General features: G+C 42.6%; 17 protein-coding genes. 8 read left to right on the top strand and 9 right to left on the bottom strand.

Going from position 1 to position 21,061, the window contains the following annotated elements:
• Positions 1-2 precede the first annotated feature (2 nt).
• Genes eboC through IRJ18_RS03790 form a run of 4 tightly spaced genes read left to right on the top strand, consistent with a single transcriptional unit; the run spans position 3 to position 4,645 of the window.
• On the top strand, positions 3-878 hold the full coding sequence (eboC, locus tag IRJ18_RS03805; RefSeq protein WP_228072536.1) for a UbiA-like protein EboC: 876 nt from the start codon (positions 3-5) through the stop codon (positions 876-878).
• A gap of 27 nt (positions 879-905) precedes the next feature.
• Positions 906-2,081 carry a 3-dehydroquinate synthase gene (locus tag IRJ18_RS03800; protein WP_194104878.1) on the top strand — a complete coding sequence of 392 codons (1,176 nt, stop codon included), beginning with the start codon at positions 906-908 and terminating at the stop codon, positions 2,079-2,081.
• The gene (gene eboE, locus IRJ18_RS03795) at positions 2,078-3,280 is read left to right on the top strand and encodes a metabolite traffic protein EboE (RefSeq protein ID WP_194104877.1); all 1,203 of its coding nucleotides are present in this window, start codon (positions 2,078-2,080) and stop codon (positions 3,278-3,280) included. The genes IRJ18_RS03800 and eboE overlap by 4 nt, the downstream gene beginning before the upstream one ends.
• A gap of 9 nt (positions 3,281-3,289) precedes the next feature.
• Positions 3,290-4,645 carry an alkaline phosphatase family protein gene (locus tag IRJ18_RS03790; RefSeq protein WP_194104876.1) on the top strand — a complete coding sequence of 452 codons (1,356 nt, stop codon included), beginning with the start codon at positions 3,290-3,292 and terminating at the stop codon, positions 4,643-4,645.
• 40 nt (positions 4,646-4,685) lie between these two features.
• Here the strand turns inward: IRJ18_RS03790 and IRJ18_RS03785 are convergent, their stop codons facing one another.
• From IRJ18_RS03785 to IRJ18_RS03775, 3 genes are all read right to left on the bottom strand, one after another.
• On the bottom strand, positions 4,686-5,627 hold the full coding sequence (locus tag IRJ18_RS03785) for an amidohydrolase family protein (protein WP_194104875.1): 942 nt from the start codon (positions 5,625-5,627) through the stop codon (positions 4,686-4,688).
• 22 nt (positions 5,628-5,649) lie between these two features.
• Complete coding sequence (locus IRJ18_RS03780; RefSeq protein ID WP_228072534.1) at positions 5,650-6,147, bottom strand: c-type cytochrome; 498 nt, start codon at positions 6,145-6,147, stop codon at positions 5,650-5,652.
• Positions 6,148-6,302: 155 nt separating this feature from the next.
• Positions 6,303-7,637, bottom strand: a complete 1,335-nt coding sequence (locus IRJ18_RS03775) for a putative oxidoreductase C-terminal domain-containing protein (protein ID WP_228072532.1) — start codon at positions 7,635-7,637, stop codon at positions 6,303-6,305.
• A gap of 239 nt (positions 7,638-7,876) precedes the next feature.
• Here IRJ18_RS03775 and IRJ18_RS03770 point away from each other — a divergent pair, with 239 nt between their 5' ends.
• Positions 7,877-8,614, top strand: a complete 738-nt coding sequence (locus tag IRJ18_RS03770; protein ID WP_228072530.1) for a 3-keto-disaccharide hydrolase — start codon at positions 7,877-7,879, stop codon at positions 8,612-8,614.
• A gap of 25 nt (positions 8,615-8,639) precedes the next feature.
• On the opposite strand, the gene IRJ18_RS03765 is transcribed toward IRJ18_RS03770, so the two are convergent.
• On the bottom strand, positions 8,640-9,725 hold the full coding sequence (locus IRJ18_RS03765; RefSeq protein WP_194104873.1) for a Gfo/Idh/MocA family protein: 1,086 nt from the start codon (positions 9,723-9,725) through the stop codon (positions 8,640-8,642).
• Positions 9,726-9,745: 20 nt separating this feature from the next.
• Positions 9,746-11,218, bottom strand: a complete 1,473-nt coding sequence (locus IRJ18_RS03760; protein ID WP_194104872.1) for a neutral/alkaline non-lysosomal ceramidase N-terminal domain-containing protein — start codon at positions 11,216-11,218, stop codon at positions 9,746-9,748.
• Positions 11,219-11,478: 260 nt separating this feature from the next.
• Between IRJ18_RS03760 and IRJ18_RS03755 the strand changes: the two genes are divergently transcribed.
• Positions 11,479-13,536 (top strand): hypothetical protein, encoded by a 2,058-nt coding sequence (locus tag IRJ18_RS03755; RefSeq protein ID WP_194104871.1) that lies wholly within the window; start codon positions 11,479-11,481, stop codon positions 13,534-13,536.
• Positions 13,537-13,551: 15 nt separating this feature from the next.
• On the opposite strand, the gene IRJ18_RS03750 is transcribed toward IRJ18_RS03755, so the two are convergent.
• Both IRJ18_RS03750 and IRJ18_RS03745 read right to left on the bottom strand, forming a co-directional pair.
• A complete protein-coding gene (locus tag IRJ18_RS03750) occupies positions 13,552-14,277 on the bottom strand; it encodes a Type 1 glutamine amidotransferase-like domain-containing protein (protein WP_194104870.1) in 726 nt (241 codons plus the stop codon).
• 149 nt (positions 14,278-14,426) lie between these two features.
• Positions 14,427-16,016, bottom strand: a complete 1,590-nt coding sequence (locus IRJ18_RS03745; RefSeq protein ID WP_194104869.1) for an ABC-F family ATP-binding cassette domain-containing protein — start codon at positions 16,014-16,016, stop codon at positions 14,427-14,429.
• 510 nt (positions 16,017-16,526) lie between these two features.
• Between IRJ18_RS03745 and IRJ18_RS03740 the strand changes: the two genes are divergently transcribed.
• Together IRJ18_RS03740 and IRJ18_RS03735 are read left to right on the top strand one after the other, a co-directional pair.
• Positions 16,527-16,997, top strand: coding sequence for a YciI family protein (locus IRJ18_RS03740; protein WP_194104868.1), 471 nt, complete (start codon positions 16,527-16,529; stop codon positions 16,995-16,997).
• A gap of 5 nt (positions 16,998-17,002) precedes the next feature.
• Positions 17,003-17,617 carry a YdeI/OmpD-associated family protein gene (locus tag IRJ18_RS03735; RefSeq protein WP_194104867.1) on the top strand — a complete coding sequence of 205 codons (615 nt, stop codon included), beginning with the start codon at positions 17,003-17,005 and terminating at the stop codon, positions 17,615-17,617.
• 132 nt (positions 17,618-17,749) lie between these two features.
• On the opposite strand, the gene IRJ18_RS03730 is transcribed toward IRJ18_RS03735, so the two are convergent.
• Together IRJ18_RS03730 and rnr are read right to left on the bottom strand one after the other, a co-directional pair.
• Positions 17,750-18,724, bottom strand: coding sequence for a polyprenyl synthetase family protein (locus IRJ18_RS03730; RefSeq protein WP_194104866.1), 975 nt, complete (start codon positions 18,722-18,724; stop codon positions 17,750-17,752).
• A 131-nt stretch (positions 18,725-18,855) separates the two neighbouring features.
• The gene (gene rnr, locus IRJ18_RS03725; protein ID WP_194104865.1) at positions 18,856-20,991 is read right to left on the bottom strand and encodes a ribonuclease R; all 2,136 of its coding nucleotides are present in this window, start codon (positions 20,989-20,991) and stop codon (positions 18,856-18,858) included.
• Positions 20,992-21,061: the final 70 nt, after the last annotated feature.

Here is a 21,061-nt window from a genome sequence, read left to right as displayed (position 1 = left end):
CAATGGTTTATCTGCAAATGATGAGGCCCGCTAACGTGATCACCTCGGTTGCCGATGTTTTGGCGGGTACTGCTATTGCCGGTATTTTTTTACACGGAAGTTTGGTCCCCCACTTACACGCTGTAATACTATTATGCCTTTCAACCGCATGTCTTTATAGTGGGGGCATTATATTTAACGATGTTTTTGATGCCGACCTTGATAAGGTGGAACGCCCCGAGCGCGCTATTCCAAGCGGTAAGATTAGCCTGCAAAATGCCATTCTATTTGGAAGTATATTTTTAGTAGCCGGTATTATTTTAGCCGGCGTGGTTAGCCCTGTATCTGGATCGTTAGCCGCGGCTATAAGTTTCTTAGCGCTGCTGTATAACAAAATAAGCAAGCACCATTTCTTTTTTGGCCCGTTAAATATGGGCTTTTGCAGGGGTTTAAACCTGCTATTAGGTATAAGTGTGTTAACCGATAAATTACCCGCATGGTACTTTTTAGCCGTTGTACCTGTTGTCTACATTTTTTCTATTACCATGATAAGTCGTGGCGAGGTACACGGGGGCAGTAAAAGAAATTTATATATAGCAGCCATATTATACAGCATAGTAACTGGCTTTATTCTCTGGTTTTCATACCTCAATAATAAACTTTTATTATCTGCCATTATTCTTATCCCGTTTTTGTGGATGATATTCAAGCCTTTATTTAAAGCCATTCAAAACCCTGTGGGGAAAAACATTGGCAGTGCTGTTAAAGCCGGGGTTATTTCATTGATACTTATGGATGCAGCCTGGTCGGCCACTTTCGGCACAATTTATTCGGCATTATTAATTGTTTGCTTGTTACCCATATCGCTTTGGCTGGCAAAAATTTTCGCTGTTACTTAATAAATTATACGGTTCTTTATATTATACATGAAGCAATTATCCCAATCGTTCACTATAAAATTTGAATACCAGGTTTACTTTACCGCGGGCATCTTTAACACAACCAATCCCCTGTTAAATGATTTCCTGTCAGGATTTGGTAAAGCCGCATCATTACGCAAAATATTTTTTGTTGTTGATAAAGGCGTTAGTGATACACACCCTCATTTAATTGCAGATATAAAGCATTATTTCTCATATCATAGCGCTGTTAAACTCATTCCCGATATTTTAATTGTGCCGGGCGGCGAAGATGTTAAAAACGATATTGATCATTTAAATAGTGTAATAGAAGCTGTTAATACTTACGGTATCGACAGGCACTCATACATCGCAGCTATTGGCGGTGGGTCAGTGCTGGATATGGTTGGCTATGCAGCCACAATAGCGCACCGTGGTATAAAGCATATCCGCATCCCTACTACCGTGCTTTCGCAAAATGATTCGGGCATCGGCGTAAAGAACGGGATCAATTTCTTCAATAAAAAAAACTTTTTGGGCACGTTTGCTCCGCCATCTGTAGTTTTTAACGATGAACAGTTTTTAACAACCCTCTCCGACCGTGACTGGCGTTCGGGTATTTCAGAAGCCATAAAAGTTGCCTTATTAAAGGACGCGGCTTTTTTTGAATGGATTGAAGAAAATACAACTGCGCTGGTAAAGCGGGATATGGCTGCCATGAACCATTTGATATGGCGGTGCGCGCAGTTGCATATGGAACATATCGCGGGGGCCGATCCATTTGAAAACGGGTCATCACGCCCACTTGATTTTGGCCATTGGAGCGCGCATAAACTGGAATATCTAAGCAATTTTGAGATACGCCACGGGGAAGCGGTTGCCATGGGTATTGCACTGGACACGGTTTACTCCAATCTATCCGGCCGCATCTCAACTATCGAAAGTGACCGGGTGATACAAACCCTCCAAAATATCGGTTTCGAAATAGCTCACCCTTTATTACAGGTTGACGAGGCTAACAGCCCGATTATAGCAGGGCTGGAAGAATTTCGTGAACACCTGGGCGGGCAGCTGACCATTATGCTGTTAAATGCCATTGGCCGGGGTGAAGAGGTACACGAAATTGACATAAATTTATTACAGCGTGCTGGCAGGCAACTGGCAGAACTACAAGGTATACATTCTGTAAAACATACCGTATGAAACTTGCCACTGGCCATTTAACCTATTGTACCAATATATATCCCGGCGAAAGTTGGACCAATCATTTTTCGTTATTGAAAGATAGTTTTCCCGCGATAAAGCAGCAGTTATCGCCACAGGAGCATATGGGTGTTGGACTGCGCTTATCAAATGTTGCAAGTATAGAAATTTTAGAAGGGGATACCCTGCCACTTTTTAAGAAATGGTTACAGGATACCGGCGGTTACGTATTTACTATGAACGGGTTTCCCTATGGAGGCTTCCATGATGTGATAGTTAAAGATCAGGTACATGCCCCCGACTGGACAACCGCCGAGCGCGTTGATTATACCATCAGGCTTTTTACTATTTTGGCTGAGTTACTACCGGAAGGTATGGAAGGAGGAATTTCTACTTCCCCGCTAAGCTATAAACATTGGTTCCATAGCAAGGCGGCTTTGCAAGAAGCTACGCATACAGCAACCAGCAATATATTGCGTGTAGTCCGCGAACTATATGCCATTAAGCAGAAAACCGGCGTTACGCTGCATTTGGATATTGAACCCGAACCCGATGGCATATTGGAAACCGGCAGGGAGTTTATTGATTGGTTTGAACAAGAACTGCTATTGCAGGGGACAGCGTTATTTGAAAAGGAATTACAGATACCCGCAGAAACAGCTCTGCAAATAATAAAAGAACATGTGAACCTGTGCTACGATGTTTGCCACTTTGCCATAGGCTACGAACCACATGCAGCGGTATTAAAGGAGCTGGCAGAGAAGAACATTAAGGTGGGAAAGATACAGATCAGCGCGGCGTTAAAAGCAACTTTTGCGGATGTTATAAACAAACAGGCAATACTATCTGAGTTTAAAAAGTTTAACGAACCTACTTACCTGCACCAGGTAATAGCCCGGATGGGGAATAATACACTAATACGCTATCCCGATTTGCCTGAAGCCCTCGCAGCCACCAACGATGCGGCAGAATGGCGTGCGCATTTCCATGTACCGGTTTTTTTAGAAAGTTTTGGCTTACTGCAATCAACCCAGACTGATATTGTGGAGGTGCTGGGGTTACAAATACAGCAACCTTTTACCACACATATGGAGGTAGAAACTTATACCTGGGGTGTATTACCCGATGCGTTAAAAATCCCACTCACCCAATCAATCATCAGGGAAATGGAATGGGTTAAACAAACGCTGACAAACTAATTTATGGTTATGAATAAAACAGTTGTTATTGATATTGTAGGTTTATCGTCATCGGTAATTGGCCAGCATACCCCTTTCCTGAAAAATTACATAGCAAAAAACAACATGTCGGTTATTGAACCGCTTTTACCAGTTGTAACTACATCGATGCAGTCAGCTTACCTTACGGGGAAATATCCTGCTGATAATGGTATAGTTGGTAACGGCTGGTATGACCGTATAGATAGCGAGGTGAAGTTCTGGAAGCAATCTAACAAACTGGTAATTGGCGATAAGATATGGGACAGGGCTAAAAAAGAGGACTCTTCCTTTACCTCATCTATGATGTTTTGGTGGTATAATATGTATTCAAATGCCGATTATTCGGTTACACCAAGGCCGAACTATCTAGCTGACGGCCGTAAAATGCCAGACTGCTATTCACATCCGGCGGAATTGCGCGATGTGTTGCAGGAAAAGTTCGGGCAGTTTCCCCTGTTTCAATTTTGGGGGCCTGGCGCAAACATCAAATCCAGCAGGTGGATAGCCGACGCTGCTATGTATACCGACGATCTTTACGACCCTACTTTAACTTTAATATATCTGCCGCATTTAGATTATTGCCTGCAAAAGTTTGGGCCCGATGAAAGTAAAATAGCTACCGAACTTAAAGAGATTGATTCACTTGCCCAGGAAGTGGTTACTTTTTATGAAAAGAAAGGTGCGGGGGTTATCTTGTTGTCTGAATATGGCATCAGCCCGGTAAATAACCCTGTACATTTAAACCGTGTATTGCGCGAAAACGGGTTATTGGCTATACGTATTGAACGAGGCCTGGAACTGCTTGATCCAGGTGCTTCTAAAGCATTCGCCGTAGCCGATCATCAAATTGCCCATATCTATATTAACGATCCATCTGTTACTGAACAGGTGAAAGCTCTGCTAAAAGCTGTGCCGGGCGTAGAATTGGTGCTTGACCGTGAAGAACAGGCTATACATCATATTAACCACGAGCGTGCGGGCGATCTTGTAGTAGTAGCCGCTGAAGGGAGCTGGTTCACTTACTATTTTTGGCTGGATGATGCCAAAGCGCCAGATTATGCACGGGTAGTTGATATCCATAAAAAGCCGGGATACGATCCTGTAGAAATGTTTATGACATCAAAAGTAAGGGCTGGCTATAAATTATTACGCAAAAAGGCGGGCCTTAGATATGTGATGGATGTGATCCCGCTGGATGCTACCCTGATCAAAGGATCGCACGGAAGGACTAATATTGATGATCAGTATAAACCTGTACTCATTACAGAAAATAAACTACAAGGCAAAGTAACCCCTGTTGATGTTTATGAGGTAATATGGCAACATTTGACTGACGGCATGTAAGATATCTAAACAAGTTACCATCAATTACCTGTTCAGTACACTATACTGTTATTTTGAACAGCTTGCTGGCATTGCCATATAATATTTTACGGCTGATATCAACACTTGGCGCAAGTCTGCGGATAGCAGCAATTAAATTTGAACCATGGCAGGTTGGGCCCGTAGCATCGGGGTCATAGCAATCACTGCCAAAAAGTATTTTATCCTGGAACCTGTTCAAAAATCCCTTGGCATAATCCTCATCGCGTAGTAAAAACTTCAAACCTGAACCGGCTGATATATCAGCAAATATGTTGTGATAATCATTTAAGTATTTAGTGGTCAGGCCACCATCGGTTACTTTGCCTTGGGGGTATAGTATATTTTGGTTGGTAAGGTTCTTATCCACATTGCCCCACCAGGTTTGCGAATGCCCTATAAAGGTAACTTTATGATATTTGCTCAGCATTTTATGAAAACGCTCGAAACCACGGTTATACATATTATACTGCCAGTGCATTAATATCGGCACGTTGTATTCCTGCGCTATCTGATAAGTGCGTTGCATTTCAGGCGAGTCGCATTCTAGGTTAAATTTTGATTCGCCAATAACACAAGCCCCCAGTTTTAAGTATTTCTCTATTTCATTTGCCGCATTTGGAACATCAGGCACTTCGTTAGCGCCAAATAAGAAACGGTCGGGGTATTTTTGGGCCAATGCATAACAAACTTCGTTACCAGTTGCTTTAGCCTGCAAGCCATTTGAATAGCCATAATGTGTTGAACCATAGTTTACCGGGCTTCCTGATGGTAGCAGAATGGTTTTGCTTACCCCCATCTTCAACTGATGATTAACCAATTGATCGTTAGTGCGGCCCATATAATCTGTATGCTGGTGAATGTCGATGATCGGGTAGCTTTCATCAACGGCAAACGCTTTATTTTTAAGTGCCATGGCCGCCAAAAAAGCGGAGGTACCAACCAGGAATTCCCTTCTTTCCATTATATTAATTTTTTCGTTGTTTCTACTTAAGGCTCAGTATATATTTTACCATCGCGGTAGCATCATTTTTTGAAAGGTCAGTGTGTGGGATCATAGGCGTTGCCCCCCAGTTCCCTGCACCACCACTAATTACCTTTTCAGCCAGTTTTGCCACATCGGCATCCGTATATTTTTTGGCCACATCTTTATAGGCAGGACCTATCAGTTTCTTATCGAGTTTATGACATGTTAAACAATCCGATGCAGCAATTAATGCCTGTCCCTTAACAACAGGGTCGGCTGTTGCAGTAATTTTCTTTTCATCCGGAACAACAGTTATATTCTTCACCGAATCGGTTTGGGGTTCAATTTTAAAACCTAACCTTTTCATGCTATCTGCCTTACGGATGCTATCCCAATTGTCCAGCTTTCCCTCTTCATTATTTACAGCTGTAGTTTCTTTTGCTGTTTTATTGCCGCCGGGTGCTGAACATCTTCCAAACGAAGCTATAATAATAAAGGCAAGGGCAATTTTTTTCATTGTATTTACTTAAGTAATTGACTATTAAATTAATTTTTGTGCTATACAATCAAATTTAACATATTTTCGTGTACGTACACGAAAATATGTTAAATAATTAATCAATACAAAAATTCAATTAAGATTAATACTGCGACGTACTAATAAACGTTATCTTAATTTTTCTTCTCAGATTTTTCAAGCGCACTTATTGTAGTATAGTATTTGCTTATCATATCTGTAATTTCCCATTGCGGCATTTTTCTCTCTTGCAAATAATTGAGATACTGTTTGGTTACTTCGGCAAACTGGGCCTCGTGACCAATATTATACTGCGCAGGTATATTCACCTTCCAGCCTTTTTCGGTTGGTACCAATGCTACTCCCGGAAATTTTTTATCGATATCACCAATAGCTTTTACAAGCGATTTAGCAAACCCGGCAGTCTTTTTTAATGGTTCAACATATAACACGGTGTTATAATTTTCAGCAGCACCCTGGCGTATAATCAGGTTAGCCTTAGTGCCTTTAATTAAAGAATAATAGGTATCACCGCCGCCTGCAGGGGCTTCAAAATTCCAGATAGCGGTAATTTTAACAGCAACCCCTTTTAGGGTGTAATTCATTTCGCCATTCGAATAAACATATAATACTCCATTTTTTACGTCTTTTTTTAAGAAATCAGGAAACTCCGTTAATTGTGTACTTTTTTCAAACTGGGCCCTATTTATTTCGGTAACCCATTGTTTCGCCGAACTGATACGGATATCTTTTTTATAATCAATAACTTGTTCAGGAAAGCAGGTCCATTTCACCAGGTCGACCAAATGGGTGGTTACATCAACTATGCCGCTTCCTTCCTGCTCAGTATCAAAATACCACGCAGGGCGTGTAAGCGGCTTCCCCGATACCGTTTTAAAAAAGTGGTGCACGCTTTCTTTCACAACCGCCGGTTTTAATGGCGTACCCTTCTCAAGGTGCCCAAACACGCCAGACATCCCCATCAATTCCCGCTGAATGATATTAGTAATATCATAGCGTTCAGTCATAATATCATATATCAATACTTTATTCTTAGCAGCCAGGGCAAAAGCTTGCTGCAGTTTATCAAACCCGGTTTTATCAATAGCCATGGGTTTATCAGCCAATACGTTAATACCCGCAGCAACAGATTGCAATATGTAATTGGTCTTGTTTTTATTGTTACCCGCTAACACCAGCAGGTTGCCTGCTTTGTCGCTAAGCATCTTGTTAAAGTAATCATTCCTGGTATATACTATTTCGTTCCAGTGTGTCGGATCCGTGTTACGCCGGTTATAGCTTTCTACAAGGGCCAAATGTGCTTTTAATTCAGGCCCGTCAGGTGCATATACGTGCACATCTTTATCTACCTGCGGGTACATTGTTTTTTGCACCAGTGCGGCGTGGAAGTGGCCGGGGTCAAGGGTTAAAAGTTTGTATTTTTTTTGTGCTTGCGCCGATCCTTGTAATGAAAATATCATTATTGCCATTGTAATAAAAGATAGGTATGCTTTAAACATTCGGTTATGATTTATTTGGTTACTTGATTTATTCATGTACTGCTTACACATGCTAAGGTCAATACAAAAAATGGCTTCACAATAGTTTGTTTACGTACACGAATATATAATTAATTCTTTTATTTACATTTTTTATATTAATTTAGTACGGGCCTACGCTGATGCCTATACTAAATATTGATCCTTTTTCACCTGCTAAAACAAAAATTATGTTACCGAACAGAAAAATAAGAAACATTAATTTACTGGCCATTCTTTTTTTATTGATGGGTAGTTATACACAGGCGCGTCATAAACTTCCTGCCCCTGTATGGGAAAATAACAGTAAAGGCGGCTGGATCACTTTATTTGACGGAAAGACCCTAAACGGCTGGCATTTATTTAATCATATAGGGCCACCCAATAACTGGACAGTAGAAGATCGCGCGATGGTTTGCCTGGGATATAATGGCCCCAGTGGCGCCGGCGACCTTGTTACCGATCGTTCATTTGAAAACTTTGAGCTTGTTTGGCAATGGAAAGTAGACAAGGGTAGTAACAGCGGTGTTTTTTATCATGTAGTGGAAGGTCCAAAATATAAACGCCCATCGGAAACGGCGCCCGAATACCAATTGATTGATGACATAGGTTACCCCGGTAAATTAGAAGAATGGCAAAAAACCGGTGCTGATTATGCCATGTATAACCCTGCCGAAAACAAAATCCTGAACCCTGCGGGTACCTGGAACACCAGTCGCATTATATTTAACAAAGGTAAAGTTGAATACTGGCTGAACGGAAAATTAACTGTGAAATTCAAGGCCTGGGATAAAGAATGGCAAGAGAAAAAAGCTGCTGAAAAATGGAAAGATTTTCCTGATTACGGCATGGCAAAAACAGGCTTAATAGGTTTGCAGGATCATAAAAGCAAAACTTACTTTAAAGATATCAGAATAAGGGAATTGTAACCGCGATTCCCTTATCTAATCCATATTAGGGTAAAGTTACTATTTTACCGGTTTTTACAGATTCATCGCAGGCAAAGGCAATGCGCAAACTGTTTATTGCATCGGCTATATGGTCGGTTAAATCTAAATTATCCTGAATTGCTTTTAAAAAGTAACGCTGTTCCCGGTTACACAGTTCCTGATGGTCAGGTTCGTCTTCCAGGTTTATCCAGGTATCCTGCTTAATAAACTCATTATTTACATCAATATCAGCATGATGAAACCGAAGCGATTCCGTTTTAGTATGTGAAGCCACCGTATCTGATTTACCTGTTCCGGCAGCTTCTTTAGCCACAATGGAAACGGAACCTTTAGGCCCTATTACATCCTTTACAAAAAAAGCCGTTTCACTGATCATTGGCCCCCACCCCGCTTCATACCAGCCAACCGACCCGTCCTCAAAACGTATCTGTAATTGTCCGTAATTATAATTGTCCTCGGGTATCTCATTAGTAAGCCTTGCCCCTATAGCACTTACCTGCACCGGCTTTGAGCGCGCCATTTGACACATTACATCAATATAATGCACGCCGCAGTCCACTATCGGGCTAAGGCTTTTCATTAGGTTTTGGTGTACCTGCCACATATAGCCGTGGCTTTGCTGGTTAAGGTTCATGCGCATTACCAGCGGTTTACCTAATTGTTGGCTCAGCTGCACAAAACGCTCCCACGAGGGATGATGACGCAAAATATAACCCACTACTAACTTTTTTCCGGCCTTATGCGCTGCCGCGGCCACATGTTCGGCACCGGCAATCGAATCGGCAACCGGTTTTTCAATAAATACATGGCAGCCTCTTTCCAGCGCCATTATTGCGTAGCTTTCGTGAGTATCCGGATAAGTGGATATGCAGACAGCATCAGGCATAGTAGCCGCTAAAGCTTTTTCATAATCATCAAATAGTTGATAGTTGCCTCCTAATTGGGTGTTCAGCGCCTCCTTGCTTTTTCCCGGAGAAACCAGTCCGCATATTTCAAACCCATCCAGTATATGATAAGCCTGTGCATGACTGGCGCCCATGTTTCCGCACCCAACCACCAACACACGTATTACTTCTGCTTTATTAGACATATAGATAGTGACAATTAAAATTATTTATAACTCCTTTTTACCGGCTTGTAATGCGGCAATAACTCGTGTACGGCTGTAATGATCCTATCTTCAACATCATCAGCAAACCGCGAGGGTTTATTATAGTAGTACATTGAGCTTTCATCTTCGTAGCCATATCTGGGTTCGTGCAGCGCCCTACGCGAAGGAACATAGCAAGGCACATCATTTGAATAGGCGTTTATCCATATCTTTTCTCCAAGCTCGTTCTTAAGCCTGATGGAATAATCCGAAATAGCCTCGCCGCCAAGAAATATCATTACCAGTTGTTTACCAAATGTCCAAGTTTGGACAGGGTATGCAGCTACGCTTAAAGGTAATGCCCCGCCGCGGGCAATTGTATTTAGCGCAAGGCGGGCGTAATATCCTTTTACAGTTTTGTTATTAGTTTGTTCTATTAATTCATCTACGGTAGGGATATGGGCAAACGGCAGGTCAATTTGCTTAAAACGCCCTACGGGATATGCTGTAACCGGCTGTAACGGGGTGGAAAGTAACCGTTCTGCTTCTGTGGCAATTATACTACCAATAGCGTTAACCTGCTCTAAAGGGGCCATTTTTTCTATACCTTCCAGTGATGGGTTGGCATCGGCGCCACAGCCAATGGCTACCAGGGCAATAGCACCGGGATGTTTTTGCTCAATAAGCTGCTGCGCTTCGCCTACCCAATCGCCATGAATTTTATTGCTGTTATAGTCAAGCACTACCGCATGGCAGGCATAATTCACCAAAATAGCCCTGATATTTCCCTCTATATCGGTGACACGCAACAACGGCATGGCATGGTCAACAGGCCCGTTGGCCATGCGCCTATTCTTAGCAAAGCCTGCTTCTCCTATTCCCCATGATACCAATGCTGGTTTACGGTTTTGCAAAGCCGCTATGGCAACCTGTTCTAACTTACCAGGCAACTGATCCACATAATGGGCAATGTGGTTCATATGGGACACTGGAAGTAACGAATCGCTAAAGGCGATAGGGCTTCTGTATTGAAGTATATTTAATAGAGTACCAATTTCAGGCCCCGAATGCGTATGCGAGGCACAGATTACCACGCGCGACCGTTCGATACCTGCGTTTTTGGCAAGCCATTCAGTTACCTGGTTAGTAATATGCGAGGAAATGCCAACCAAATCGACCGTTATTAATATTGATGGCCCTTGCGCATCAGAGCCAAACGCAAGTGCCTTGGCATTCAGCCGCATCAGCACCTCTTCAGTTTCCAATTTGCTTCGCACACCAAATCCTGCCAAACGTATAGGTGTTTCGGGGGTAATATCTATGCGGGCTACGCCTACTTCTATGGTACCTTTTGCATTAGTTTTTATGATACCGGCAATAGCATTGGTGCAATTCATTACCATAGTAAAGGCAATTATTACAGCTAAATAGAACTTACTGTTATATTCAACAGCAAGGTAGTTTTTACAATGTATCATAAGTATAGTTCTCATACATGCGTTTACGTACCCGAAGATATAAAAATTAACATTAATTTAGATCCCCTTACAAAAATTTAAACATATTGCCATTTGAATCGGTAAGATATAAATTACCTCACAATTTTTTGCAGATCATAAGTTTCTACTAATTTACATTTAGTCAGATGCAATTTTTTGCAGTTGTTTTCCTATTATTGCTAACAACAATTATAAGCCATCAATCCGCCCGGCATTTCTTTACTATTTGTACTACAATATTAAACAAATACGATATGGATTTTTTGGAAGAAACTGGTGCCGGTACCTTTCAGCCAGTGGATAAATTAAGTCATCCAAACTTAAGCAAAACACCCGACCTGCCTTTTATACCCAACCGTGCGGCCAGTTGGTGGTGTACTATTGAAGACCTGCAGTGGTCGCAAAAGGCAATTATAGATAAAATAAAGCGCAGGGCAGCAGCCTTTGCTGAAGCTAAAATTGATACAGCCATTAATTTTGGCTTTCATGTCAGGTTTGATTTTTCAAATTATTTCGGGCAATTACACGGTTATTATGCCAATGTCTGTAATGAGTTGCATAGATACGGTATTAAGTTTATGGATCACTATTCCTGTAACCATGTAGAAAGGCCGCGCGGCAATGCCGAGTTCAGGGCGCTACACAAAAACAACCGGCATGGTGTGCTATTATTCGATGACCCGATAGCCGCAGCGTATGCTCAATATGAGGGGCATTTTTTTAAGGATATCTGTGAAGTTGATGTACGTGACGGAAGCCGTGGATATTCTCCAACATACCAATTTGAGATTTTTTGCCATAATAACCCCAGCTTTTTGGATATGCATACCAAATACCTGCAAAGACTGATGAGAGAAGTGCCCTTTGATGGTATTGAGGTGGATGACATGTGTGATTACGGCGGCCCTACTACCTGCCGGTGCAAATACTGCCAGGAAAGGTTTAAAAAAGATTACGGCCATGAACTGCCTCCTTTTAGCGATAAAACTTTTTTTGGGGATACTTCAAAATCAATGCTTTTTTGGGGGAACTATGAAAATCCGGTTTTCCGGGATTGGATGCGGATGAAATCGGATGTTGTAGCCGATCATGTCAAAATGATCAAAAGCATAATTGGCCCTAAACCGCTAATGACCTGCTGTTCGGGCACTGGGCCGGTAATTTTAAATGTACTGGCACTTAATCTCGAAAAGATGGCGCCATACCTTGATTTTTTTATGCTGGAAAACGGAGGTATAAATATAAATACTGTAAACTGGGTACACAGAGATGCAGAAGCTATGCAGCAAAAGGATATTGCAGACAAAAGGGGTAACGCCGTGCCACTGGCTTTATGTTATTCAACCTATACTGCCGGCGGGTATCTTGGTTGGGGCTTAAGCCGGTTTTGGGGCGTTGGCAGCTGGAATAGCACGGTTACCCAAAATTTGGAAGAAGACCCTGCAGACGCTATGGAGATAGAAGATATTGTAAGCCCTTACAATAATTGGGAACTCCGGTACAGTAACCTGAACTATAGGGACGGCAAAGATTTGGTTGAAGTTAGGCTGGTAAATAATAGCTTTTGTAGGGATAACGGATGGAGAGGTAAAGATAAGCTGGAACATTGGGATAAAGCCCGGGCATGGTCTGCCCGATTGGTTGAAAATAATGTAGGTTATCGTTTTGTACGCGCCGAAGAACTTTCGGACGCGGCTGCCTTAAGTAAAGAAAATACCCCTCTGATATTAGATAGTATAGGATGCGTTTCAGATAGGCAGTTAAAAGCTATCAAAAGTTACCTTTCCAAAAGCGGTACGGCCTGGCTTACATTACCTTTTGGCACCCATGACGAAAAAGGCTTTAAACGTATAGCCCCTTTAAGTGATGAACTAATACACGGCCAGTATAAAAACCTATTGATAATAGATGCCAACAGCAAACAGGACCCATTGAAAAAATTAATATCAGAAGGGAAATTTAACCCTGTTTTAAGGCAGCTATCAGGCGATACCAGGTGGGCTGTCCGAATAAGGTTACATAATAACAAACCCGTCATCCATTTTATGAACAGGGCGCTGGTAGCGGTGCCCCACCCAACTGCAAAAATAAATACCGGTACCCCTTTGTTAAAAGATATCACATCTGCTATTACAGATAACGATCTTAAATACGAGGTTGATACCTATAAAGTACCATTATCTGCATTGTCAGTAGCAAGTCCTGAACTTGGCGGGCAGCAAAGGATGGTAAGCGTCCTTAATACTAAAAATGGGCATTCAACTATTTGCATTAATCTGGATGGTATAAAAGCTTATGCAGTAGCACAATAACTAATAGCCAGGTAGCTATGTAGCTTGATTAAATGCTTTCCACTCCCCTTCAGAGACAATTTCGATGGTGCGGCCTGCTACCTTAATGGCAGTCTGCTCGCCAATGGCGTAAACCGGTACTGGCAGCATAGCTGCCCAAGTGGCTGCGTTAACACCGCAGGCGTCGCGATGCTTTTCATTGTTGTAATGCGGAATGATCGCGAAGTCTACAAAACCCGCACCTTCGGCGGTAACAAAGGCGCTTTCAAAGGTGTCGAATTGCAAGGTTTGTAAGGTCTGCGGCTGTGCGATGGTGTTTGGCATGTTGCTATAAGATTCGCCAAACAGTTTGCTGGTCGCTATACTACCGGCACTAACCCCAACATAAACCAAATGATCCAGCGAACTAATAACTTCGGCCAAGCCAGATTCCTTTAGCCAGTAGCTCAGGAATAGCGGGTCACCGCCCCAAACTAAAAGCGCATCTGTCTCCTTTAGTGCTTTTACCCAAACCTCTTTTTGTATAGCGGGTAATGTCGTCAACTCCAGCAAGCCTAATGATTTCCAGCCCAATTGGCACATACCCGAGCCCAATTCACCATTCATGGCTTTCCATACATATTGCGGGCCACCGGGAAACGGGTACATCCCAGTAGGAACGAAAAGAGCGTTGCTTTCTTCGATGGGTTTATCTAAAAGGCTTATAAGCGCGTTTTGAATACTTGGATTGGATATACCGCTGGAGGTGAGCAAAAGTTTCATGGGTTTAAGATAAAAAAAGTATTTAAGTCAATCATGTCTGAATGTTGGGACTTTTTAATCTCACAAACCACCCCGGGCAGGGCGTGGCTGCTTATCGTGCGTTAGCCGGTAGTCCGTTAGTAGCTATCGATCTGTGAAGTTGCATACATTTATTTCAATTCTATTGTTCTGTGTAATCCAATTTGTTCCACAAAATATTCGTCATGAGATACAACGATTAAAGTTCCTTTATAGTCATTAATGGCTCTTGTTAAAATATCAATATTCCGAATGTCCAGATTATTAGTGGGCTCATCCAAAACGATCAGATCGGGTGATTGGTTACTAATGGTTAAGCAGCAAAGCATTAGCCGCATCTTTTCACCACCGCTTAAAGCGCTGCAAGGCTTATCCCAGTTTTCCTTGCCGAACAAAAACCTATTCAGTCTTATTTTTATTTCATGTTCCTGCAAAGCAGCGTCATTAAATGATTGCGCCAGTTCATACACGTTTAACCGGCCATCAACCGGCGAATAGTCCTGATCGATATATACCGCTTTGATTTGCTGTTTTTTCAACGCCCCTTTTTGCGGCTCAAGCAGTCCAAGGATAATTTTAATAAGCGTGCTTTTACCCGATCCATTTGCCCCTTTTAACAATACCCGCTCAGCACTTCTCAACTCGAAACTCAGATTCTTCTGCCAAACATTTACCGATCCATAAGAAAAGTTAATTTCGCTGGCGCCGCTTAACAGCTTCCCCGCCTGAAGATCAGAATTGTTCAGGTCAAGTTTTATCTTGTTTATGTCTGGCAAAGACGAACGCAATTCATGGTACTCCTGCTTTAATCCGCTGATCTTCTCCGTATGTACGCCCTTCAATTTGGCGGTGCTGTTTTCGGCATTATTTCGCAGCGTATTCATCATGATGCGGGCAACACCGGCCTTTTCCTGTTTATTCTTGCCCCTCGAATCCAGTTTATTTTGTCGTTCTATAGCTTCCCGTTCCTTGTCCTTAGCCTGACGTAAAGCTTTCTCTTTACTTCTCAGGTCGTGGTCTAAGGCTTGCATCTCAATCTCCTTTTGTGTTGCATAAAAGTCATAGTTGCCGCCATAGGTAGTAATGCCGTTTTTATCAAGCAGGCAAACTTTGTCAAAAAGATTTAACAGTTTCCGGTCATGACTAATGACCAATAGTGTTCGCGATGTGGAACGGATAAAATCAAATAGCAGCTCCCTTGCTTTGATATCTAAATGATTGCCAGGCTCATCCAGTAAAATAAGTTCGGGCTGATGAATATCAATTCCTGCCAGAAAGACTTTGGTTTTCTGGCCGCCGCTTAATGTCGCAAGTTTTTGGTCAGGATCAAGTTCTTTCAGTTGCCAATGGTTTAAAGCGTCGCGGCAACGTTCTTCGATCGTCCAATCGTCATTAAGATCGTTAAAATGCTTTTCTGTTCCGTTTCCGGTAAGGATCGCTTTTAACGCTGAAAGCTTGTCGTGTATCTTTAACGCTTCGGCGATGGTTAATTGATCGAACTGACCAAATATCTGCGGTACATAATAGGGCATTGTGTCTGCTTTTACCTGTCCGGCAGAAGGCTGTAGCTCTCCGGCAATTATTTTAAGCAGCGTAGATTTGCCAGAACCATTATTGCCGATGAGCGCAATTTTTTCTTTGTTGTTTAACGACAAATAAATGCCACTAAACAACAGCTCTTTGTCAGGATGTATATATGAAATATTTTGTAACGTAAGCATGATATATATCTCTTTAAGATGAATAAATACAGCAGCCCTTTAGGCTATCGCTGTTCTTATGTCTGAAGGAGATTAAATATCACATACGCATTTAAATGGTGTTTGGAGGGGCAAATATAAAGCAATAATTTGAATTGATTATAGTTTTGCACGTGCACGCCGTGGATGGCACCACTTCGCTCATCGTGCACCAAGCCGATAATCGCCCAATGTTTGCGTCGGGCAAACAGGGTTGTATACTTGCTATCGCTCTTCCATCCAGGAAAGGAATGCGGTCAATTTTTCTTTATTGATCAGCAACACGCTGGGCGTCGATTACAATATCCATGTATTGTCGGCTATTCTGGAACATGTTGCCCCCGGATTGGGTTGACGATAAATCATTTATTGAAACACTGGTTAGTTGGGCACATTCAATCAGTAGGCTATTCTGAGGAGGACTAATAGTACTGATAGTTATAATGACCATACAGGATTTTTTTATATTTGAATAAACCCAAATACTTGATCATGAAAAAAATATTATGGCTTATCCTGCTGCTTATTACCGTTAGTGCAAAAGCCCAAACACCGGCAGCCAAAACTAATGCCTTGTATGATGAAGCCCTGGCCAAAAAGCTGGGTGCCGATGATTACGGCATGCATAAATACATTATGGCTTTCCTGAAAACCGGCCCCACAAAAATTGCCGATAAAGCTAAAATGGCCGAGGTGCAAATGGCACATCTTAAAAACATCAGCAAACTGGCCGACGATGGTAAACTGGTAGTAGCCGGCCCGTTTATGGATAGAGGGGATGTAGAGGGGATATTCATTTTTGATGTGAATACAATTGAAGAAGCAAAAGCATTGACAGAAACCGATCCGGCTATAAGGGCGGGCGTGCTGGTTATGGAATTGCGCCCATTCTATTGTTCGGCAGCTTTAATGGAAGTGACTAAAATTCATAAGAAACTCGCGAAAAAGAACTTTATTGATTAATAGCTATGGAAAATCTGGACCCTAAAATTGATGCATATATTGAAAAGGCACCAACCTACGCGCAACCTGTTATCAGGCACCTGCGCCAGTTGATACACCGAGCGGCGCCGCAAGTTACCGAAGTAATGAAATGGGGGCACCCGCATTTTGATTACAAAGGGCCGTTTATGGGAATAGGTGCCTTTAAAGAACATATGGGGCTAAACTTTTGGAAAAGTACCCTTATGGACGACCCGGCAGGTTTGTTTGCTACTGCCGAAAAAGGTGCAGCCGGAAGTATCGGTAAAATTAGATCGATAGCTGATTTACCGGCTGACGATGTTTTGTTAAGTTATATCCACAATGCCGTAGAACTGAACGAAAAAGGTATAAAGTTGGCCCCACCAAAAAAGAAACCAATTGAGAAAGCCGAACTGGAAGTCCCTGCCGATCTAATTGAAGCTTTTAAGGCCAACACAAATGCCATGCAGCAATTTGAAAAATTTAGCCCATCAGCAAAAAAGGAATATCTGCAATGGCTGGCCGAAGCAAAAAGTGCCGATACCCGCGCCAAACGACTGGAAACCATGATAGAATGGGTAGCCGAAGGTAAAACGAGGAATTGGAAATATAAGAAGTGAGAACATCGTTATAAAATTAATGCCATTGCGAGAAGCATAGCAACGTGGCAATCTCGTAGTTGGACAATCGACCTACGAGATTGCCGCGCTATCGCTCGCAATGACATAGTTTTTTATCGGTAATTCAAGCAATTAATACTCCCTCACCAGCAAACTATCCGCAAAGCCGCGCAAGTATTGTTTGTTGGCATTGGGCAAATCGATACTATCAAACGCGGCGAAAGCTTTTGTGGCATAGGCTTGCATAGCTTGTTCGGCCTGTTCCCTTATTTGCAGGTTGTTGTAGATAGCCGTTACCGCGGCCACTTTTTGTTGCGGATCAGCAGAGATGTTATCCAGCCATTGCTGTAACCCCGCAGCATCGCCCTCCCTGGCTGATTCGAGTGCCTTTATCAGTAAGTAAGTTTTTTTGTTTGACAGAATATCACCGCCTACCTGCTTACCAAATTTATCAGGGTCGCCATATACATCTAAAATATCATCTTGTAGCTGGAAGGCAATACCCAATTGCTCGCCAAAGGTGTAGATCAAATCGGCATCCTTAGTGCTGGCGCCACCAATCAGCGCGCCTATTTTTAAGGCTCCTCCTAATAGTATGGCGGTTTTAAGGCGTATCATATTAATATACTCATCAGCTGATACCCGGTCGCGGCTTTCAAAGCTCATGTCAAATTGCTGGCCTTCGCAAACACCGGCAGCGGTATCATTAAAAATATCCATTACCTGGCGCAAAATAGCATCGGGCACTTGCAGCATCAGTTTGTTGGCTTCTACCATCATGGCATCGCCGGCAAGTATAGCTACATTTTGATTCCAGCGTTCGTGCACGGTAACCTGGCCCCGGCGCAGGGGCGCCTTGTCCATAATGTCATCATGCATTAAGGTGAAATTGTGAAACACTTCTATAGCCAATGCAGCCTTAACAGCTTTTTTCACATCACCACCAAAGGCATCGCAAGCCATTAATACCAGGGCAGGGCGCAAGCGCTTGCCGCCTAAGGATAATATGTAGCTAATAGGTTCGTAAAGATCGGGCGGTTGACTTGGGTATTTCAAATCCTTAACCGCCTGTAGTATGATGTTTTGTAGTTCTTGTAAGTCCTTCATTAAGTATAGCAAAAGTTTGTCATTGCGAGAAGCGGCCAGGGTTGAGCGGATAGGCGACGTGTCAATCTCGTAGTTTGATTTGCATGCTACGAGATTGACACGCTATGGCTCGCAATCACATCTTCATTTTTTTAATCCTGCACTAAAGAAAAATCTATCTGTTTTTTGGTCAGGTCTACATTTTTAACCCTGATGCGTACTTCGTCGCCCAACTGGTAAACCTTCTTTTTACGCTGACCAATAATGGCGTAGTTTTTCTCGTCTAAGGTATAAAAATCGTCGCTAATATCGCGCAAGCGTATCATGCCCTCGCATTTATTTTCTATGATCTCTACATACATACCCCATTCGGTAACACCCGAAATAATGCCTGCATAAACGCTGCCCACATTATCTTTCAGGTATTCGGCCTGTTTATATTTAATAGATGCACGCTCTGCGTCAGCGGCCTTTTTCTCCATGGCCGAACTGTGTACACATAGTTTTTCATAATGCTCGGCATTAGCGCTTTGGCCGCCGTTTAAATAATGGAATAGCAACCGGTGCACCATTACATCCGGATAACGGCGGATAGGCGAGGTGAAGTGCGTATAATGATCGAACGCCAACCCGTAGTGACTACTGCTTTTAGTGGTATAAATAGCCTTGGCCATACTACGGATAGCCAAGTGGGTTAATACATTTTGTTCTTTTTTGCCTTCCACATCGCTCATTAAAAAATTGAGCGAACGGGCAATTTCCCTGTCCGATTTCGTATTTATCCTGTACCCAAACCTGGCCGCGAACTGTGCAAAGTTGCCCAGTGTTTCAGGGTTTGGCGAATCGTGCGCGCGGTACACAAAGGTATACTTGTGTTTGCCTTTGCCCAGCTTGCTCACATATTCGGCTACTTTACGGTTAGCCAGCAACATAAAATCCTCAATTAGTTTATGGGCGTCTTTACGCTCTTTTACATATACGCCAATAGGTTTGCCCTTTTCGTCCAACTTAAATTTAACCTCGGTAGTTTCAAAGCTGATGGCCCCGTTTTTAAATTTAGCATCGCGTAGTTTATAGGCTAAAGCGTTTAGCGTTAAAATTTCCTCGCTGTACTCACCTTCCTGTGCCTCAATTATTTCCTGTACTTCCTCATAGGTAAAGCGGCGGTCGGAGTGGATGACTGTTTTACCGTACCATTCTTTTAGCACATGTGCTTGTTCGTCCAATTCAAATACAGCGGCAAAACAAAGCTTATCTTCTTTGGGTCGTAACGAGCATAAGCCGTTGGATAATCTTTCGGGCAGCATTGGTATTACCCGGTCAACCAGGTAAACCGAGGTGGCCCTGTCAAACGCTTCTTTATCCAAAGCGGAATCAGGGACAATGTAATGCGCTACATCGGCAATGTGTACACCAACTTCATAATTGCCGTTATCCAGCTTTTTAAAGGATATCGCATCGTCGAAGTCCTTGGCATCAAATGGGTCAATAGTAATGGTTAAAGTTTTACGAAAATCACGGCGTTTAGCAATTTCCGCTTCACTGATGATATCCGGTATAGCCTCGGATTCCTCTTCCACTTCTTTTGGGAATTGTGTAGGGAAGCCATACTCGGCAAGGATGGCGTTCATCTCCGTATCATTTTCGCCCTGCGCGCCCAGCACTTGCTTAATACGACCGATGGGGTTTTTAGCTTCGGTTGGCCATTCGGTAATTTCAGCAACTGCCTTGATGCCGTTTTTTGCCCCGTTCAAATCGCTAAGCGGGATAAAAATATCGTGCATCATTTTTCTATCGTCGGGTACAAAAAATGCAAACCTTTCAGATAGTTTAACAATGCCGGTAAACTCAGTTTTAAAGCGCTTAATAATTTCTATAACCTCGCCTTCTTTACGTTTGCCCTTGCTTTTGGCATAAACGTAAACTTTTACCCAGTCACCGTTTAATGCATTCCTTAGTTTGCGCGGGGCAACAAAAATATCGTTCTCATCGGGGTCATCGGTAACAATAAAGGCCGATCCATCGTTAGTCAGGTCAACTTTACCCTCAATAAAGGTTTTTAGTTCCAGTAGCTGGAATTTACCCGGCGATACTTCTTTCAGGTTACCCGCAAAGGCTTCGTCTTTCAGTATATCAAGTATTACCCGGCGGGCGTCATCATCATGCACGTTTAAGGCGCCGGCTATTTGTTTATAGTTCAGTGGTTTATTTCCATTCTTCTCAAAAACGTCCATTACCATTTTGGTAAGTACCTGTTTTATGGAAGAATTATGTTTCTTTTTGGACATAGGTATTATTTGTAATTATACGAAGATACGGTTTTTGGCAGGATGTGTGGATGTGCAGATAACAGATTGA

This window comes from Mucilaginibacter boryungensis (genome assembly GCF_015221995.1).
GTDB lineage: Bacteria > Bacteroidota > Bacteroidia > Sphingobacteriales > Sphingobacteriaceae > Mucilaginibacter > Mucilaginibacter boryungensis.
The sequence above is the reverse complement of the archived record's forward strand: the minus strand, read 5'-3'. Positions and strand labels throughout refer to the sequence as shown.

Bases quoted from the DNA above. Each gene is read 5' to 3' on its own strand.
- IRJ18_RS03785 (WP_194104875.1), bottom strand. From the start codon at position 5,627: ATGGAAAGAAGGGAATTCCTGGTTGGTACCTCCGCTTTTTTGGCGGCC.
- IRJ18_RS03755 (WP_194104871.1), top strand. From the start codon at position 11,479: ATGGATTTTTTGGAAGAAACTGGTGCCGGTACCTTTCAGCCAGTGGAT.
- IRJ18_RS03790 (WP_194104876.1), top strand. From the start codon at position 3,290: ATGAATAAAACAGTTGTTATTGATATTGTAGGTTTATCGTCATCGGTA.
- IRJ18_RS03765 (WP_194104873.1), bottom strand. From the start codon at position 9,725: ATGTCTAATAAAGCAGAAGTAATACGTGTGTTGGTGGTTGGGTGCGGA.
- IRJ18_RS03780 (WP_228072534.1), bottom strand. From the start codon at position 6,147: ATGAAAAAAATTGCCCTTGCCTTTATTATTATAGCTTCGTTTGGAAGA.
- eboE (WP_194104877.1), top strand. From the start codon at position 2,078: ATGAAACTTGCCACTGGCCATTTAACCTATTGTACCAATATATATCCC.
- IRJ18_RS03770 (WP_228072530.1), top strand. From the start codon at position 7,877: ATGTTACCGAACAGAAAAATAAGAAACATTAATTTACTGGCCATTCTT.
- IRJ18_RS03745 (WP_194104869.1), bottom strand. From the start codon at position 16,016: ATGCTTACGTTACAAAATATTTCATATATACATCCTGACAAAGAGCTG.
- eboC (WP_228072536.1), top strand. From the start codon at position 3: ATGGTTTATCTGCAAATGATGAGGCCCGCTAACGTGATCACCTCGGTT.
- IRJ18_RS03750 (WP_194104870.1), bottom strand. From the start codon at position 14,277: ATGAAACTTTTGCTCACCTCCAGCGGTATATCCAATCCAAGTATTCAA.
- IRJ18_RS03740 (WP_194104868.1), top strand. From the start codon at position 16,527: ATGAAAAAAATATTATGGCTTATCCTGCTGCTTATTACCGTTAGTGCA.
- IRJ18_RS03730 (WP_194104866.1), bottom strand. From the start codon at position 18,724: ATGAAGGACTTACAAGAACTACAAAACATCATACTACAGGCGGTTAAG.
- IRJ18_RS03775 (WP_228072532.1), bottom strand. From the start codon at position 7,637: ATGGCAATAATGATATTTTCATTACAAGGATCGGCGCAAGCACAAAAA.
- IRJ18_RS03800 (WP_194104878.1), top strand. From the start codon at position 906: ATGAAGCAATTATCCCAATCGTTCACTATAAAATTTGAATACCAGGTT.
- IRJ18_RS03760 (WP_194104872.1), bottom strand. From the start codon at position 11,218: ATGAGAACTATACTTATGATACATTGTAAAAACTACCTTGCTGTTGAA.
- rnr (WP_194104865.1), bottom strand. From the start codon at position 20,991: ATGTCCAAAAAGAAACATAATTCTTCCATAAAACAGGTACTTACCAAA.
- IRJ18_RS03735 (WP_194104867.1), top strand. From the start codon at position 17,003: ATGGAAAATCTGGACCCTAAAATTGATGCATATATTGAAAAGGCACCA.